At 64.6% G+C, this 16,493-nt stretch carries 13 protein-coding genes; 2 read left to right on the forward strand and 11 right to left on the reverse strand.

What is annotated here, in order from left to right; genetic code table 11:
* Positions 1-47 precede the first annotated feature (47 nt).
* From glcF to tldD, 10 genes are all read right to left on the reverse strand, one after another.
* Positions 48-1,286 carry a glycolate oxidase subunit GlcF gene (gene glcF / locus HLG70_RS13520; RefSeq protein ID WP_171663248.1) on the reverse strand — a complete coding sequence of 413 codons (1,239 nt, stop codon included), beginning with the start codon at positions 1,284-1,286 and terminating at the stop codon, positions 48-50.
* 6 nt (positions 1,287-1,292) lie between these two features.
* On the reverse strand, positions 1,293-2,399 hold the full coding sequence (gene glcE, locus HLG70_RS13525; protein ID WP_171663249.1) for a glycolate oxidase subunit GlcE: 1,107 nt from the start codon (positions 2,397-2,399) through the stop codon (positions 1,293-1,295).
* A gap of 12 nt (positions 2,400-2,411) precedes the next feature.
* On the reverse strand, positions 2,412-3,911 hold the full coding sequence (locus HLG70_RS13530) for an FAD-linked oxidase C-terminal domain-containing protein (RefSeq protein ID WP_171663250.1): 1,500 nt from the start codon (positions 3,909-3,911) through the stop codon (positions 2,412-2,414).
* A 162-nt stretch (positions 3,912-4,073) separates the two neighbouring features.
* Positions 4,074-4,904 (reverse strand): IclR family transcriptional regulator, encoded by an 831-nt coding sequence (locus tag HLG70_RS13535; protein ID WP_171663251.1) that lies wholly within the window; start codon positions 4,902-4,904, stop codon positions 4,074-4,076.
* Between the two features lie 45 nt (positions 4,905-4,949).
* Entirely contained in the window at positions 4,950-5,666 is a 717-nt protein-coding gene (locus HLG70_RS13540) for an SDR family NAD(P)-dependent oxidoreductase (RefSeq protein ID WP_171663252.1), read from the reverse strand.
* 29 nt (positions 5,667-5,695) lie between these two features.
* On the reverse strand, positions 5,696-6,214 hold the full coding sequence (locus tag HLG70_RS13545) for a 2,4'-dihydroxyacetophenone dioxygenase family protein (protein WP_171663253.1): 519 nt from the start codon (positions 6,212-6,214) through the stop codon (positions 5,696-5,698).
* Positions 6,215-6,257: 43 nt separating this feature from the next.
* Complete coding sequence (locus HLG70_RS13550) at positions 6,258-7,220, reverse strand: tripartite tricarboxylate transporter substrate binding protein (protein WP_234103092.1); 963 nt, start codon at positions 7,218-7,220, stop codon at positions 6,258-6,260.
* Positions 7,221-7,480: 260 nt separating this feature from the next.
* Positions 7,481-8,890, reverse strand: coding sequence for an FAD-binding oxidoreductase (locus tag HLG70_RS13555; RefSeq protein WP_171663255.1), 1,410 nt, complete (start codon positions 8,888-8,890; stop codon positions 7,481-7,483).
* 101 nt (positions 8,891-8,991) lie between these two features.
* Positions 8,992-10,065, reverse strand: coding sequence for a 3-deoxy-7-phosphoheptulonate synthase AroG (gene aroG, locus HLG70_RS13560; RefSeq protein WP_171663256.1), 1,074 nt, complete (start codon positions 10,063-10,065; stop codon positions 8,992-8,994).
* 233 nt (positions 10,066-10,298) lie between these two features.
* Positions 10,299-11,759: a metalloprotease TldD gene (gene tldD, locus HLG70_RS13565; RefSeq protein WP_171663257.1), complete on the reverse strand. Its 1,461-nt coding sequence runs from the start codon at positions 11,757-11,759 to the stop codon at positions 10,299-10,301.
* A 767-nt stretch (positions 11,760-12,526) separates the two neighbouring features.
* Between tldD and HLG70_RS13570 the strand changes: the two genes are divergently transcribed.
* On the forward strand, positions 12,527-12,910 hold the full coding sequence (locus HLG70_RS13570; protein WP_171663258.1) for an H-NS family nucleoid-associated regulatory protein: 384 nt from the start codon (positions 12,527-12,529) through the stop codon (positions 12,908-12,910).
* Between the two features lie 89 nt (positions 12,911-12,999).
* Here the strand turns inward: HLG70_RS13570 and HLG70_RS13575 are convergent, their stop codons facing one another.
* Positions 13,000-13,635, reverse strand: coding sequence for a DUF4136 domain-containing protein (locus HLG70_RS13575; RefSeq protein WP_171663259.1), 636 nt, complete (start codon positions 13,633-13,635; stop codon positions 13,000-13,002).
* 148 nt (positions 13,636-13,783) lie between these two features.
* Between HLG70_RS13575 and pepN the strand changes: the two genes are divergently transcribed.
* A complete protein-coding gene (gene pepN, locus HLG70_RS13580; protein WP_171663260.1) occupies positions 13,784-16,489 on the forward strand; it encodes an aminopeptidase N in 2,706 nt (901 codons plus the stop codon).
* Positions 16,490-16,493: the final 4 nt, after the last annotated feature.

Here is a 16,493-nt window from a genome sequence, read left to right on the forward strand (position 1 = left end):
TTCGTCGGGGCGGCCCGGCGGCAAACCTGCACGCTCGGCGTGCGGTGCTAAGCCGCCGGCGACTTGCTCAATTGTTCGTCCACCACCTCGACCCAATGCCGCACCGGCGTGTCGGTGCCGCTTTGCAGGTGGCCGATGCAGCCCATGTTGGCCGACAGGATCACGTCCGGGCTTCCCGCGGCGATGGCGCCCAGCTTGCGGTCCCGCAGCTCCAGCGCGATGTCCGGATTCAGCACCGAGTACGCGCCCGCCGATCCGCAGCACAGATGCTTGTCCGCGAACGGCTGCAATTCAAAGCCCAGGTCCACCAGCAGTTGCTCCGACAGCGGCCGCAATCCCTGCCAATGCTGCAGGGTGCAAGGCGGATGGAACGAGGCCCGGGTGCCTGCCGGCAAGCGCGCGCGCAGCCGGTCGGCATGCGGCGCCACGATCTCGGCCACGTCCTTGACCAGCGCCACGATGTCCGCGGCCTTTTGCGCATAGGCGGCATCATGCCGCAAGTGGTGCGCGTACTCCTTGACCATCGCGCCGCAGCCCGATGCGTTCATGACGATGGCCTCGATCTTCCCGTCCTGCACCAGGGGCCACCACGCGTCAACGTTGGCGCGCATCTGCGCCAGCGCCTCGTCCTGCGCATCCAGGTGAAAGCTGACGGCTCCGCAGCAGCCGCCGCCCCCCGGCACGATGCGCGCGCCGATGCCGACGGCATCCAGCACGCGGATCGTGGCGGCGTCGATGGTGGGCATCATGGCCGGCTGCACGCAGCCGGCCAGCATCAAGACTTGCCGGGCATGCCCGGCGACTTGCGGCAGCACACCCGCGTCGCGGCGCTCGGGGACCTTGCGCTTGAGCGCTTCCGGCAGCAGCCCGCGCATGGTCTGCCCAAGCCGCATGGCGGGCGCGAACATGGGCGACAGCATGGCCCGCCGCAGCAAGGTGCGCTTGGTCCTGTCCGTCCACGAACGGCTTACGCGCTCGTCCACGATCTTGCGGCCTATATCCACAAGGTGGCCGTACTCCACGCCGGACGGGCATGTGGTCTCGCAATTGCGGCAGGTCAGGCAACGGTCCAGATGCTGCTGCGTAGACTGCGTCGGCTCCTTGCCTTCAAGCACCTGCTTGATCAGATAGATGCGCCCGCGCGGACTGTCCAGTTCATCGCCCAGGACCTGATAGGTGGGACAGGTTGCCGTGCAAAAGCCGCAATGCACGCAGCGGCGCAGAATGGCGTCGGCCTCTTTGCCCAGATTGGTATCGCTTGCCCAGGATGCCAGATTGGTTTGCATGATGCGCTATAGCTCCAGGACCAGGCGGCCAGGATTGAACAAGCCGGCCGGATCGAGCTCTTGCTTGAGCCGGCGCGTGATCGAACCGACGCCGGGCGCCAGCGGATGAAAAACCCCATCGGCCGGCGGCTTGGTATGAGCGGTGCGGAACAACGTCGCGTGACCTCCGAGCCGTGCCGCTGTCTCGCGCAGCTCGGCGGCATCGCGAGGCCCGGACAGCCAGCGCTGGCCTCCGCCCCATTCCAGCATGGTCGGCCCCAGGCCGAGCGCGGCCGCCGTGGGTGGCAAGGCCAGGCGCCACAGGGGTTGGTCCGGCGCAAAGAACGCGTGGGTCTGCTCGCGCAGCGACCGCCACCACGCCTCGGCCACGTCCGGGTCCAGCGGATCGCCGCCGATCACCTGGCGGGCGCTGGCAAGGGCCGGCGGCGCGCCCGACAGGCGCACGGTCGTCATTCCCTCGCCGCGTTCTTCGGCGCCGGTCCAGCTGGTGGCGGAGATCGGCAAGGGCTTGCCCCGCCACAAGGCGAAGTTGGCCAGCGCCTGCGCTTGCGTGGCCGGCAAGACGAGCGTGAGCTCCTCCATCGGCCGGGGCACGACTTTGAGAGAGACTTCAAGTATGGCGCCGAAGATGCCGTGCGAACCCGCCAGCAAACGGGACACGTCATATCCCGCCACGTTCTTCATGACTTCCCCGCCGAACGACAGGATGCGCCCTTCCGAATCGAGCAGTTGAGCGCCCAGCACAAAGTCCTTCAAGGCGCCGGCGCTCATGCGGCGCGGGCCCGACAAGCCTGCCGCCACGCAGCCGCCTACCGTGGCGGACTCCGCGAAATGCGGCGGCTCGAAAGCCAGCATCTGGCCATGTTCGGCGAGCGCGGCTTCAAGCTCCGCCAGCGGCGTGCCGGCGCGCACCGTCACGACCAGCTCCGACGGGTGGTAGCTGACGATGCCGCGATAAGGAGTCATGTCCAGCAGGCAATGGCCATCCTGCGGCCTGAGCGGCCGGTAGTTGCCATAGAACCCCTTGCTGCCGCCGCCCATCACAAACAAGGGCTTGTGTCCGGCACGCGCCGTCATGACCTGGTCGCACAATTCCGACAGGACAAAATCCATAAGGGATAGGTCCTAGAAACGGGCGAGATCGGGGAAGCGCAACTCTCCCGCATGGACATGCATCTTGCCGTATTCGGCGCAGCGGGCCAGCGTGGGAATGACCTTTTCAGGATTGAGCAGGCAAGGCGGATCGAACGCCCGCTTCACCGCCAGGAACGCGTCAAGTTCGTCGCGAGAGAATTGCACACACATTTGATTTATTTTCTCCATTCCCACACCGTGCTCTCCGGTCACGGTTCCTCCCACCTGCACGCACAGCTCGAGAATGGCGGCGCCGAATTTCTCGGCGCGCTCCACCTCGTCCGGCTTATTCGAATCGAACAGAATCAGCGGATGCAGATTGCCGTCGCCCGCATGGAAGACGTTGGCGCACCGCAGGCCGAACTCGTCTTCCATTTGCTCGATGGCGCCCAGCACACGCGCCAGATGCCGGCGCGGAATCGTGCCGTCCATGCAGTAGTAATCCGGCGATACCCGCCCCGCCGCGGGAAACGCATTCTTGCGGCCCGCCCAGAACTTCAGGCGTTCGGCCTCGGACGTGGAGACCTGACAGCGCGTGGCGCCGGCCTCACGGAACACCGCCTCCATGCGCGCGATCTCGTGCGCCACTTCTTCCGGCGTGCCGTCCGATTCGCACAGCAATATGGCTTGCGCGTCCATGTCGTAGCCCGCGCGGACAAAGGGTTCGACCATGTGCGTGGCGCGGCGGTCCATCATCTCGAGGCCAGCCGGGATCATGCCCGCGGCGATGACCTGCGTGACCGCATTGCCTGCGGCCTCGACGCTGGAAAAGCTGGCCATGACGACCTGCGCGCATGCCGGCTTCGGAATCAGCTTGACGGTCACTTCCGTGACCACGCCCAGCATGCCTTCGGACCCGACGAAGACGGACAGCAGATCCAGTCCAGGGGCATCGGGCGCCTCGGATCCCAGTTCGACCACGTCCCCGTCGATCGTGACCACGCGCACGCGCAGCACGTTATGCACCGTCAGTCCGTACTTCAGGCAATGCACGCCGCCGGAGTTTTCCGCCACGTTGCCGCCGATGGAGCAGGCGATCTGGCTGGACGGATCCGGCGCGTAGTACAGCCCGTAAGGCGACGCGGCCTCGGAGATCGCAAGGTTGCGCACCCCCGGTTCCACGATGGCCGTGGCGCTGGCCAGGTCGATATGCTTGATGCGGTTGAATTTGGACAGCCCCAGCAGCACTCCCTGGCTGTGCGGCATGGCGCCGCCCGACAATCCCGTGCCTGCGCCGCGCGCGACGATGGGCGTGTTCAGCCGCTTGCAGATGCGCATGATGGCCTGCACCTGCTCTTCGGTTTCAGGCAGGGCGACGACCGCGGGCAGAGAGCGGTAAAGGGATAGGCCATCGCACTCGTAGGGGCGGGTGTCCTCTTCGCGGAACAATACGCAGTGCGCGGGCAACGCGGCCGACAACGCCTCGATGAGCTGCTGCAACGAATAAGGCGCCTGCACTTGTGCCAGGCCAGTTTCGACCAGTGAATTCATGAGCGCAACAATAGCGCGGGCGACCGCGATAAGCAGGCCGGGATTTACCCGCAGACAACGGTTTTACGGGGTTTTACGGGCGTCGCAGAAGTAACCAGCCGTAAAACCGGTACGCGGCTGTCGTTGAAAAGCAGCAGTCCCTGCCCTGCCGCGGTGTTGCGCTCAGCCGGAATAATCCAGCAGCGCCAAGGTCTTCGATATTGCCGCGCAAGCGTCGACCAGCGGTTTGATATAGCTGCCGGTACGGTCCGCGCTCATCCGGAACGCCGGGATGCTCAGACTGACGCAGGCCACTGGGCGACCCTGCTTGTCGGTGATGGCGCAGCCAAAGCAGAAGATATCCTTCTCATTCTCTTCACGGTCTTCCGCAAAGCCTTGCCGCCGGATCTGTTCAACTTCCTTGCGCAGCGCTTGCGGCGTACGCAGCGTGGCATCGGTGAAGACCTTGTAGTCCAGCGTCTGGATCAGCGCGTCGCATTCGGCAGGTTCCAGCCGCGCCAGGTAGGCCTTGCCCACCGAGCTGGAATACATCGTGACGCGGCTGCCCAGCCGCGAGTTCATGCGCACGGCCTTGGGGCTTTCGAGCTTGTCGATGTAGGTCATCTCGGACCGGTCAGGCACCGCCAGGTGAACGGTTTCCTGGGTCAGCTCCTTCAGGTCGAACAGATGGTCCTTGCAGAGCTGGCGGATATCGGAACTTTCAAGCGCGCGGCTCGCCAGGCTGACCAGGCGCGGGCCCAACCCGAAGCACTGGCCATTGCGCTTCTGGACGATGAGCTGTTCGGCCACAAGCGCCTCGACGATCCGGTAGATCGTCGGGCGCGGATATCCCAGCTTCAGGCTGAGCTCATTCACGGTCCACGCGGTGTCGCCGCCCAGCGCAATGGTGTCCAGCACCCGCATGAACTTGGAGAACGACGCGGTCCCGGCGACAGGCTTGGCGGCTTGCGCCGGAGTGTGCGTCGTTGCTGCGGTGGCGCGAGTGGCTTTCATTGACCGGTATCCATGGCGATGCGTGCCGGCTGGCCGGCGCGAGGGTCAAGTTACCATATAGCCGCCATCGACCGGCATGACGACGCCCGTCATGAACCCCGCCGCCGGCGAGCACAGGAACACCACCGCCTGCGCCACATCGGCGGGCGTGCCCCACCGCTTGAGCGGCGTGCGCTCCAGGATGCGCGACGCCCGCGCGGGGTCGTTCTGCAAGGCCTCGGTGAGCTTCGTGGCAATCCACCCCGGCGCCACCGCATTCACCCGGATCCCCGCATCGGCGTAGGCGATCGCAAGCGACTTGGTCAGCTGCGCCACGCCGCCCTTGCTGGCGCTGTAGGCCGGCACCAGCCCGCCCCCGAAAAAGCTGAGCATCGACGCCGTATTGACGATGCAACCCCTGGACTGCGCCAGCAGCGGCTGCAGCGCCTCGCACAGGCGCATGGTGCCCGTCAGGTTGATGTCCAGCACACGCTCGAACACGGGCAACTTGAACTCTTCCTGGCGGAAGATGACGCCGGCGCAATTGACCAGGATATCCACGCGTCCCAGGCCTGCCGCGAAACGCGCCACGGCATCCGCCTGCGTGACATCCAGCTCCACCAGCTCGACGCCTTCCGGCGGCGCTTCGTCCGCCGCCAGTCCGACGGCGTGTACGCTTGCGCCCAAGCGCGCCAGCGCCTCGGCCACGCCGCGCCCCACCCCCTGCGTGCCACCGGTAACTACCGCGGCCTTGCCCTTGAACAGTCCTGCTTGAAAACTCATGTCGGCTCCCTGATGTGGCGCTGGTCTGCTCAACGGACGAACTGATCGACGTAGTCCGCGCCCAGCCCCACGCTTTCATAGTGCTTCCTGCACATGTCGAGCTTGGTGAACACGTCTTCGTAGCCCGTGTGCCGGCCTTCGCTGTCGCAGTAGTACATGACCCCGTTGACCTGGAACATGGTGATCATTTCCTCCACATCCTCCGGCACGTACAGCGTGTGGGTTTCGCCCGGCGGCTCAAACACATAGCTGCCTTCGCGCGCAACCCAGTCATGCTCCAGATAGCGCCACGACCCCTTGATGACGTAGCCATGCACCGCCTGCGGATGCCGGTGGCAGCTCAGCACGCCCGACCTGCGCACGCGCAGCAGGTTCATCCAGTATCCCTGGGACACGTTCAGACAGAGCGGCCTGAACCATACATTCTCGGCTTGCGGCACCCACACCCGCTCATCCTCCGGAATCACTTGCGGCACCACGATGTCAGGCAGCGCTTCCTTTGGGTTGGGGTAACGGTAAGGCGTGGGCATGGCGTTCGCATGGGTCATGGCAGTCCTGCTCGGGTGGGTTGGGGGAAGTGGCGCCGGCGATTTACTTGATGCTCAAGGTCTTCAGGATTTCGGCGTAATCGGCGGTCTCGGCCGCCATCTTTTTCTCGAAGGCCGCGCCGTCGGCGTAGACGTAGCCGAGGTTCTGCGCCTTGATCGCCGATATCAGCTGCGGATCCTGCGCGACCTTCTCGAAGACCTCCTTCAGCTTGGCGACCGCGGCGGGCGGCATGTCCTTCGGGCCGGCGATTCCGCGCCAGGTGCCATAGGCCACGTCGATCCCCTTCTCCTTGGCCGTGGGCACGTCGGCGAATTCCGGCACCCGCTTGTCGCTCATCAGGACCAGCAGGCGCATCTTGCCGGCGCGCACGTACTCGGCCGCTTCGGCCGGGCTGGTGGCCACCGCATCGAGCTGGCCGCCCAGCAGGTTCAACAGCGCGGGCCCCGAGCCGGGAAAGGGAATGTGCGTGAACTTGGTGTCCGACTTGACCTCGAACGCGCTCAACGCGACGTCGTAGATCGAACCCGTACCCGAGGTGCCTACGTTCATGGTGGCCGGCGACTTCCTGGCCGCGGCCATGAAATCGTCGATGGTCTTGTAGGGCGAATTGGCGGGCACCACGATCGCGGCCGGATCGGCGTTCAGCTGGACCAGCGGCGTGTAGTCCTTGTAGGTGTGGTCGAACAGGCCCAGCAACGGCAGGATGACGAATTCGGCGGTGACCACGGTCAGCGTGTGGCCGTCGTTCTTGTTGTTAAGCACATAGTTCCAGCCCACCGCGCCGCCCGCGCCCGACTTGTTGAGCACCACCATGCCCTTCGGGAAGTACGGGGCGGACACCTTGGCGAACGTACGCGCCACGGCGTCGGTACCCCCACCGGGCTGGAACGGCACCACCAGCGTTACCGGCTGGTTGGGGTAGTTGTCCGCCGCCAGCGACTGCGCCGGCAACGAGGCCGCCGCACTGGCAAAGGCCAGGCCGGCCACCATCAAGCGTTGTCTCATCAACATCCTTGTCTCCTTTGTCGAGGACGTGGTTTTCTGTAGAAACACGTTCCATTCTTTTGACGGTAGACCGGCCTTCTCAAGGCATATCCACAATGTGGACATTTGTCTACGAAAAATCAGAGTAAAGGATTTGTCCCGCGCTGTCACTGGAAAATTGGCCCCGGGATGAGGCTCCACCCTGCGTCGGACAGGCGAAAAAAAGCCGACGGGCAAGGCCGTCGGCGTTGGATGCTTGCGGCGCAGCGGCCGCTTGCGGCTTACCAGGACACGATCTTGCCCGGGTTCAGGATGTTGTTCGGATCAAACGCGTGCTTCAGGCTGCGCATCAGGTCCAGGGCGTCCTCGCCGTGCTCTTCCGCCATGAATTGCATCTTGTGCAGGCCCACGCCGTGCTCGCCCGTGCAGGTGCCGTCGGCCGCGATGGCCCGGCGCACCAGGTTGTGGTTGATGGTTTCCGACTCCTGCCATTCCTGGGCGCTGTCGGCGTCCAGCAGCATCAGCACGTGGAAGTTGCCATCGCCCACGTGCCCCACGATCGTGTAGGGAAAGCTCGCCCGGTCCAGTTCTTCGACGGTGTCGCGCACGCAGTCGGCCAGGCGCGAGATCGGCACGCAGACGTCGGTGGTGCTGGCGCGGCAGCCCGGACGCAATTGCAAGCCCGCGAAATAGGCGTTGTGGCGGGCGGTCCAGAGCCGGCTGCGGTCTTCGGGGCGTTCGGCCCATTCGAAGTCCATGCCGCCATGCTCCGCCGTGATGGCCTGAACGGTTTCCGCCTGTTCCTGGACGCCCGCGGGGCTGCCGTGGAACTCAAACACCAGCAACGGGGTTTCGCGCAAGCTCAGCTTGCTGTGCAGATTCACGGCGCGCACGCTCGCCGCATCCATGAATTCGACACGGGCGATGGGCACGCCCATCTGGATGATCTCGATCACGCTCTGGACGGCGGAATCCAGCGTGGGAAAGTTGCAGACCGCGGCCGACACGGCTTCGGGCTGCGGGTACAGCCGCACCGTCACCTCGGTGATGATGCCCAGGGTGCCTTCGCTGCCGACGAAGATGCGCGTCAGGTCATAGCCGGCCGACGATTTGCGGGCGCGGCCCGCGGTGCGGATGATGCGGCCGTCCGCCGTGACGACGGTCAGCGACATGACGTTTTCGCGCATCGTGCCATAGCGCACGGCGTTGGTGCCGGACGCCCGGGTGGCGGCCATGCCGCCCAGGCTGGCGTCGGCACCCGGATCGATCGGGAAGAACAGGCCGGTGCTGCGGATTTCTTCGTTGAGCTGCTTGCGCAGCACGCCTGCCTGCACGGTGGCGGTCAGGTCCTCGGCGTTGATCGCCAGGACCTGGTTCATCTGCGACAGGTCCAGGCTGATGCCGCCCTGGATAGCCAGGATGTGGCCTTCCAGCGACGAGCCAGCGCCGTAGGGAATCAAGGGAACGCGGTGTTCATTGCAGATCTTGGCGATCGCCGCCACTTCTTCGGTTGTATGCGCGAAGACAACGGCGTCGGGCAGCATGGCCGGGTAAGGCGACTCGTCGCGGCCGTGGTGTTCGCACACGGCGGCGGACTCGGACAGGCGGTCGCCAAAGCGCGCGCGCAAGGCATCCAGACAGGCGGCCGGCACCGGGCGGCGCAACGTTTCGGCGTGCAAGGGAGCGTTCATGATCAGCGTGTTCTCGGGTTCGGTAATCCGAATATTCTACGCCGCCGCGCATGCTGCACCGCAAACCGCCCCAGGCAGGCGATTCGCGGCGCGTGCCCTGTTTACTTGCCCGAGGTCAGCGCGACCCGGCGGCGCTCGCGCACGGCGTGGGCCAGGCGGTCAAGCACGGCCACCGATGCATCCCAGTCGATGCAGCCGTCGGTGATGCTCTGCCCATAGACCAGGGGCTGTCCCGGCACCATGTCCTGGCGGCCGCCCAGCAAGTGGCTTTCCACCATGACGCCCACCAGGCGGGTATCGCCCGCTTCCATCTGGCGCGCCACGTCCTCGACGACCAGGGACTGGTTCTCGGGCTTCTTGCTGCTGTTGGCGTGGCTGGCGTCGACCATGATCCGTTGCGCCAGGCCGGCCTTGGAAATGTCCTGGCATGCCGCATCCACACTGGCCGCGTCGTAGTTCGGCGTCTTGCCGCCGCGCAGGATCACGTGACAGTCCTCGTTGCCGGCCGTCGACACAATGGCGGAGTGCCCGCCCTTGGTCACCGACAGGAAATGGTGCGGCTGCGACGCCGCCTTGATCGCGTCCACCGCGATCTTCACATTGCCGTCCGTCCCGTTCTTGAACCCCACCGGACACGACAGGCCCGAGGCCAGTTCGCGATGCACCTGGCTTTCCGTCGTCCGTGCCCCGATCGCCCCCCAGGAGACCAGATCCGCGATGTACTGCGGCGTAATCATGTCCAGGAATTCGCAGCCCGCCGGCAGTCCCAGGCTATTGATGTCCAGCAGCAGTTCGCGAGCCACGCGCACGCCCTTGTTGATATCGAAGCTGCCGTCCAGGTCCGGATCATTGATCAGGCCTTTCCAGCCCACCGTGGTGCGCGGCTTCTCGAAATACACGCGCATCACAATTTCCAGATCGGCGCTGAGCCTGTCGCGCACGGGCTTCAGGCGCTTGGCATATTCGATGGCGGCGCGCGTGTCATGGATGGAGCAGGGACCGATCACGACGATCATGCGGTCGTCCATGCCGTGCAGGATGCGGTGCATTCCTTGCCGGGCGGCGAACACGGTGTCGGACGCCTCCTTGGTGCATGCGAACTCGCGCATCACATGCGAGGGCGGGTTCAGTTCCTTGATTTCTCGAATGCGAAGGTCATCGGTATTGTGTGACACGGTACTGCTCCTGGGTTGCCCGCCACGGGGATGGTCCGACGGCACAAAAAAAGCCGCCAGTTCGCTGGCGGCTTTTTTGGGGGGATTCTTTCCAAACTTCAGATTGAGCGCGTCCCTTCCTCCGCCAGCGGCTTCAGAAAACCATAAAAATAAAAATAAAAGGCGGGGGACGCGAATTTCATGGGGATTGACTCTAGCACAGTTTTCCGGGGCCGTCACGCCCCAAAAAAACTTCAGGCCGTTCCGCCGACCGTCAGGCCTTCCATGCGGACGGTCGGCATGCCCACGCCAACCGGCACGCTCTGGCCATCCTTGCCGCAAGTGCCCACGCCGGAATCCAGCTGCAGGTCATTGCCGATCATGGTGACGCGGTTCATGGCGTCGGGACCGTTGCCGATCAGGGTGGCGCCCTTGACCGGGTAGGTCACCTTGCCGTCTTCGATCATGTAGGCCTCGGACGCCGAGAACACGAACTTGCCGTTGGTGATGTCGACCTGGCCGCCGCCAAAGTTGACGGCGTACAGCCCGCGCTTGACCGATGCCACGATTTCCTCGGCGGGCTTGTCGCCTGCCAGCATGTACGTGTTGGTCATGCGCGGCATGGGCAGGTGCGCGAAGGATTCGCGGCGGCCATTGCCCGTGGCGGCCGTCTTCATCAGGCGGGCGTTCAGGGTGTCCTGCATGTAGCCGCGCAGGATGCCGTCTTCGATCAGCACGTTGCGCTGCGTGGCATTGCCTTCATCGTCGATATTCAGTGAACCGCGACGGTCGGGGATGGTGCCGTCATCCACCACCGTCACGCCCTTGGAGGCGACGCGTTCGCCGATCCGCCCCGAAAACACGCTGGAGCCCTTGCGATTGAAATCGCCTTCCAGGCCGTGGCCCACCGCTTCGTGCAGCAGGATACCGGGCCAGCCCGAACCCAGCACGACAGTCATCTCGCCTGCCGGCGCGGGACGCGCCTCGAGGTTGACCATGGCTTCATGCACGGCGCGCTCGACATAGCCTTGCAGCATTTCGTCCGTGAAGTACGCCAGCCCCAGGCGTCCACCGCCGCCCGCGTGGCCCATTTCGCGGCGGCCATTGCGCTCGGCGATCACGGTGAGCGACAGGCGAACCAGCGGGCGCACATCGGCAGCCAGGCGGCCGTCGCTGCCGGCGACCAAAACCACGTCATATTCGGCGCCCAAACCCGCCATGACCTGAATCACATGCGGATCGCGCGCCCGCGCCATGCGCTCGACGCGTTCCAGCAGCGCCACCTTCTCGGGCGCGCTCAGCGTGGCCACGGGATCGATGTCGGCATACAGGCTGCGGCCGATCTCGGCCTCGACCTGAGCGGCGACCTTCACTTTGCCGGCGCCGCGACGGGCGATGCCGCGCACCGCATGGGCGGACGACAGCAGCGCCTCGGACGACAGCGAATCCGAATAGGCGAACGCGGTTTTCTCGCCGCTCACGGCGCGTACGCCGACGCCCTGGCTGATGGAGAAACTGCCCGTCTTGACGATCCCCTCTTCCAGGCTCCACCCCTCGCTGCGCGTGTACTGGAAGTACAGGTCGGCGTAGTCGACCTTGTGGGTGAAGATTTCACCCAGCGCCCTCGCCATGTCCGCTTCGGTCAGCCCCCAGGGGTCGAGCAAAAGGGATTTGGCGGTGGCCAGGGATGCAATAGCGGGATCGATGATTTTCATAGGCTCTATTCAGGGGCGGCGGCGCGGCAGCGCTCGCGCGCGATGACGCTCAAGACCGTATCGTAACGCCGACATGGCTCCGGCGTCCCGGCCGCCGCCAAAAGATATGCGGCCGGCCGGCCGGCAGGAAGGGCGAGGACAAAATGGCCACATTATCCCTGTGGCAATAGATGGGGACGGAATATTGGATATCAAGTTAAGCATTCCGGGCTTTCGATCAAGCGCCCAACGGGTAGCGCCGGACTCGTCATACAACCTGACATGAAAATGAAATCATCGGCTCCCGGCCGTGGCCGGGGCCCCATATCATTCTCGAAGGTTGAGAAGCTCAAAATGCATGGAAGGCCTTTGATGCGCGGGAAACTTCTCGCGCCGATCATCACACAACCCGCGGCACGAGTGCCGCCCGGCCGCGTATCCAATATCAGATGGCAGCGCCCGCCATGGCCCCGCAGCGCGCCGCAAAGTCGCCTGGCTGCTCGCTGTGCGTAACAATGCGGGGCGGCCGAACCGGCGGGAAGGCCAATTAGTCCACCTTGTGAACCAAGCAAGCGCATGTTTCCAGTTGTCCCAAATTTGAGATTATCCTTCCCAATACTTGTTTGTCGCGGCAGCCCGCAAGCCTATAGGCTTTGCCGCTCTTTTGATACAAAGTAATTAGTCCGAAAATAGCGAAGTCAAGGCGTAACTTCTGTATTATGCGAAGCACAACAAAATAAACATAACTTCGCCGGCGATTAAAGCAGTTCCATAATCAGGAATAAACCATGGCCCGAGAAACATACGCAGCTCTGCAAGCAAAGATCGAAAAGGAAATCAACAAGCTCCAGAAGAAGGCTGAAGTCCTACAAACGAAGCGTCGCAAACCCGTGATAACGTCGATCATCACCTCGATGCGCGAGTACGACATCACGCCCGAAGAGATCGTCGCAGCCTATGGCGCCGGCAAGCCCGCCCGCGCCGCCACTGGCGCCCGCCGCAAGGCTGGAGCCCCCGCCCGCGCCGCGAACGCCGCCAAACGCGCCGTTGCGCCCAAGTACCGCCATCCCCAAACCGGGGAAACCTGGAGCGGTCGCGGCAAGGCTCCCCGCTGGCTCGCCGCTGAAGAAGCCGGCGGCGCCACGCGCGAGAGTTTTCTTATCAAAGAATAAAACCTATTCTTCAGTAAGAAATAAAACGGCGCACCATCATGGTGCGCCGTTTTTATTTAAGGAAGGCGGGCTCCAGGCCCCCATCCGGCTTACCGAAGCGGGAATTGAATCTCGCGCTCGGCGCCATTATTCCCGGGGAAATTGTCAAATATTGCACGGACGAGAAAGGGCATGGTGCGAATGAAATCGTCTTGCTCGCTCAATATGAAAGCAGTGGAACGGTATACCTCGGCGCCCCCCTGCTGGGTATCACGTATGTGCACGGTGAGGGAATTGCGCTGAACCACCATGGGCACGTCCACCCAGTCCGGCCCCCAGTAGCCGGCGCCCATGCCCCACGGCCTAGGGCCATAGAAACCGCCGTAGCCGCCGTAGAAATATGGGTCGTAGGCACGGCGCACCATCACCTGGGTCTGCGAGGTTCCATAGCGGAACAACACATCGAAGCGGCCCCTGACGCCCGGCTTGGCCTCAACCAGTCCCGTCGCGCCGATGCCGGCGCGCACCATGTCCTGGAAGGACTGGTATTCGAGATTATTGATTTGCGACGAATCCGCGGGAACGAACTGATAGGTCTGGCCCTCGACACCCGCAGGCCATTGCTGAAAGGATGTGACCCTGGCCGACACGGTAGGCGCGGCGCATCCCGTCAAGGTCAGCACTCCGAGCACGGCCAATATGCCCGCCCAACGGCCTGCATTGCTGAACAAAGACGATCTGGACATTTTGCGACTCCTCTGCGCGACCGCGCACATCATACTGACCTTTGACATCTCCGCTTGCTAAAAGTTTACGGCTAGCCCGTAAGCCCAAGGGTGTGCCCCGCATCCACCCACTACAATAGACTCCTCGTTCACACAGGACTGCGATCCCATGCGCACCGAAACGCCCGTTACCGTATACCGCAAGGATTACCAGCCCTACCCCTACGATATTCCTGAAGTCGCTCTCGCCTTCGATCTCGCGCCCGACGCGACCGAAGTGCGCTGCACCATGCACGTGCAACGCAAGCCCGAAGCCAGCGCTGACGCCGCCCTGGTCCTGGATGGAGAAGAACTGGAACTCGTCTCGGTAGGCGTGAATGGCGCGGCGCTGCCTGCCGACCGCTACCGCCTGTCCGACCACAGCCTTGCGCTGTATGGCCTGCCCGCCGACGCCACGGTCGAAATCGTCAGCCGCTGCAAGCCCTCCGCCAACTCGACGCTGATGGGCCTGTATGTGTCGGGCGGCAATTTCTTCACGCAATGCGAAGCCGAGGGCTTTCGGCGCATTACCTGGTTCGCCGACCGGCCCGACGTCATGTCGCGTTACCGCGTCACCCTGCGCGCGCGGCCGGACTACCCCGTGCTGCTGTCCAACGGAAACCTGATGGCCACGCGCCAGTTGCCCGACGGCCGCAACGAGGTGGAATGGGAAGACCCGTTTCCCAAGCCCTGCTACCTGTTCGCGCTGGTGGCGGGCAACCTGACGCACCGCGAAACCACCGTCAAGACCGCAAGCGGTCGCGACGTGCTGCTGCAGGTCTATAGCGACCCCGGCTCCGAAACCAAGACCGAATGGGCCCTGGATTCGCTCGTGCGCGCGCTGCGCTGGGACGAGAGCCGCTTTGGCCTGGAGCTGGACCTGGATCGTTTCATGATCGTGGCCGTCCATGACTTCAACATGGGCGCCATGGAAAACAAGGGCCTGAATATCTTTAACGCGGCCTATGTGCTGGCCGACGCGGACACCGCGACGGACGCCAACTATGAAGGCATCGAGTCCGTCATCGGGCACGAGTACTTCCACAACTGGACCGGCAACCGCGTCACCTGCCGCGACTGGTTCCAGCTGAGCCTGAAGGAAGGCCTGACCGTCTTCCGCGACCAGGAGTTCAGCGCCGACATGATGGCGCACGGCATGGACGCAGCCGCGGCGGCCAGCGCTCGCGCCGTCAAGCGCATCGACGACGTGGTGGCGCTGCGCGCCGCCCAGTTCCCGGAAGACGCCGGCCCCATGGCCCACCCGATCCGCCCGGAAAGCTACCAGGAGATCGGCAACTTCTATACGGCCACCGTGTACGAGAAAGGCGCCGAAGTCATCCGCATGCAGCACACGTTGCTGGGCGAAGAAGGCTTCCGCGCCGGCATGGACGAATACTTCCGCCGCCACGATGGCCAGGCCGTGACCTGCGACGACTTCGTCGCCGCCATGGAGTCGGTCTACGTGCGCCAGCACCCTGGCCGCGACCTGTCCGTTTTCCGCCGCTGGTATCGCCAGGCGGGCACGCCGCGCGTCACGGTCAAGCTGGATCACGACGCCGCCGCCCGCCGCTGCACGGTGACCTTGACCCAGGAATGCCAGCCGGTCGGAGTGGAAAAAAAGGCCGGCCCCGACTATGTCAAAGCGCCCTACCACATCCCCTTCGCCATCGGCCTGCTGGACCGCGACGGCCGCAGCCTGCCCTTGCGCCACGAGGGCGCCGTTACCGAAACCGCCCTGCTGGAACTGACGACGCAAAGCCAGCAATGGGTGTTCGACGACATCGCCGACCGCCCCGTGCCGTCGCTGCTGCGCGACTTCTCGGCCCCGGTCATCGTGGGCTACGACTGGACCGACGAGGAACTGGCCCTGCTGTCCGCGCATGACAGCAACCCGTTCGCGCGCTGGGAAGCCGGCCAGGAGCTGGCCACGCGCCAGATCCTGGCGCTGGCAAACGCCCGTCAGGCCGGCCGCACGCTGCACGCCGACGCCGCCTTCATCGAGGCATGGCGCGCGCTGCTCACCGACCCGGCACTGGACGCCGCCTACCGTGCCCGCGCGCTGGCCCTGCCTTCCGAAAAGACTTTGGCGGAACGCATGCAGCAGGTCGATCCCCCGGCGCTGGCCGTGGCCCGCGACTTTCTGCGCGCCGAGCTCGGGCGTCAGCTCGAAACCGAGTTCCGCCACGCCTTCGACAACAACCAGACGCCGGGCGAGTACAGCCCCGCCCCGGTTCCGGCGGGCAGGCGCGCGCTCAAGAATCTGGCGCTCAGCCACCTGATGGCGGCCGGCGAACAAGAGGCCCAGCGCCTGGCCGAACAACAGTACGGCAAGGCGGGCAACATGACCGACAGCATGGCCGCGCTGTCCGCCCTGATCAACTATGGCCAGGGCGAGTTCCCGCAGGAAGCGCTGGCGGCGTTCTACGCCCGGTGGAGCGACAATCCGCTGGTGGTGGACAAGTGGTTCGCCCTGCAAGCGTCCGCCCGCTCGACTACCGTGCAGACCGCGCGCGAACTGATGACGCACCCGGCCTTCACCTTGCGCAACCCGAACCGCGCCCGCGCGCTGATTTTCCAGTTCTGCCTGAACAATGCCCGCGGCATGCACCACCCGGATGGCTCGGGCTATGCCTTCTGGGCGGAACAAGTGCTGGCGCTGGACGCGCTCAACCCGGAAATCGCCGCCCGCCTGGCCCGCGCGCTGGACAACTGGTCGCGCTTCGTGCCCGGGCTGCGCACGCCCATGCAGGCCGCCCTGCAGCAGGTGCGCCAGCACGAGGGCCTGTCGCGCAACGTGCAGGAAATCGTATCCAAGGCTTTAGAATTCGCAGCATAGGGAG

The sequence above is a fragment of the Achromobacter deleyi genome (assembly GCF_013116765.2).
Classification (GTDB): Bacteria; Pseudomonadota; Gammaproteobacteria; order Burkholderiales; family Burkholderiaceae_B; genus Achromobacter; species Achromobacter deleyi_A.

Bases quoted from the DNA above. Each gene is read 5' to 3' on its own strand.
- HLG70_RS13570 (WP_171663258.1), top strand. From the start codon at position 12,527: ATGGCCCGAGAAACATACGCAGCTCTGCAAGCAAAGATCGAAAAGGAA.
- pepN (WP_171663260.1), top strand. From the start codon at position 13,784: ATGCGCACCGAAACGCCCGTTACCGTATACCGCAAGGATTACCAGCCC.
- glcE (WP_171663249.1), bottom strand. From the start codon at position 2,399: ATGGATTTTGTCCTGTCGGAATTGTGCGACCAGGTCATGACGGCGCGT.
- HLG70_RS13545 (WP_171663253.1), bottom strand. From the start codon at position 6,214: ATGACCCATGCGAACGCCATGCCCACGCCTTACCGTTACCCCAACCCA.
- HLG70_RS13535 (WP_171663251.1), bottom strand. From the start codon at position 4,904: ATGAAAGCCACTCGCGCCACCGCAGCAACGACGCACACTCCGGCGCAA.
- HLG70_RS13555 (WP_171663255.1), bottom strand. From the start codon at position 8,890: ATGAACGCTCCCTTGCACGCCGAAACGTTGCGCCGCCCGGTGCCGGCC.
- HLG70_RS13530 (WP_171663250.1), bottom strand. From the start codon at position 3,911: ATGAATTCACTGGTCGAAACTGGCCTGGCACAAGTGCAGGCGCCTTAT.
- HLG70_RS13540 (WP_171663252.1), bottom strand. From the start codon at position 5,666: ATGAGTTTTCAAGCAGGACTGTTCAAGGGCAAGGCCGCGGTAGTTACC.
- HLG70_RS13550 (WP_234103092.1), bottom strand. From the start codon at position 7,220: ATGAGACAACGCTTGATGGTGGCCGGCCTGGCCTTTGCCAGTGCGGCG.
- tldD (WP_171663257.1), bottom strand. From the start codon at position 11,759: ATGAAAATCATCGATCCCGCTATTGCATCCCTGGCCACCGCCAAATCC.
- glcF (WP_171663248.1), bottom strand. From the start codon at position 1,286: ATGCAAACCAATCTGGCATCCTGGGCAAGCGATACCAATCTGGGCAAA.
- HLG70_RS13575 (WP_171663259.1), bottom strand. From the start codon at position 13,635: ATGTCCAGATCGTCTTTGTTCAGCAATGCAGGCCGTTGGGCGGGCATA.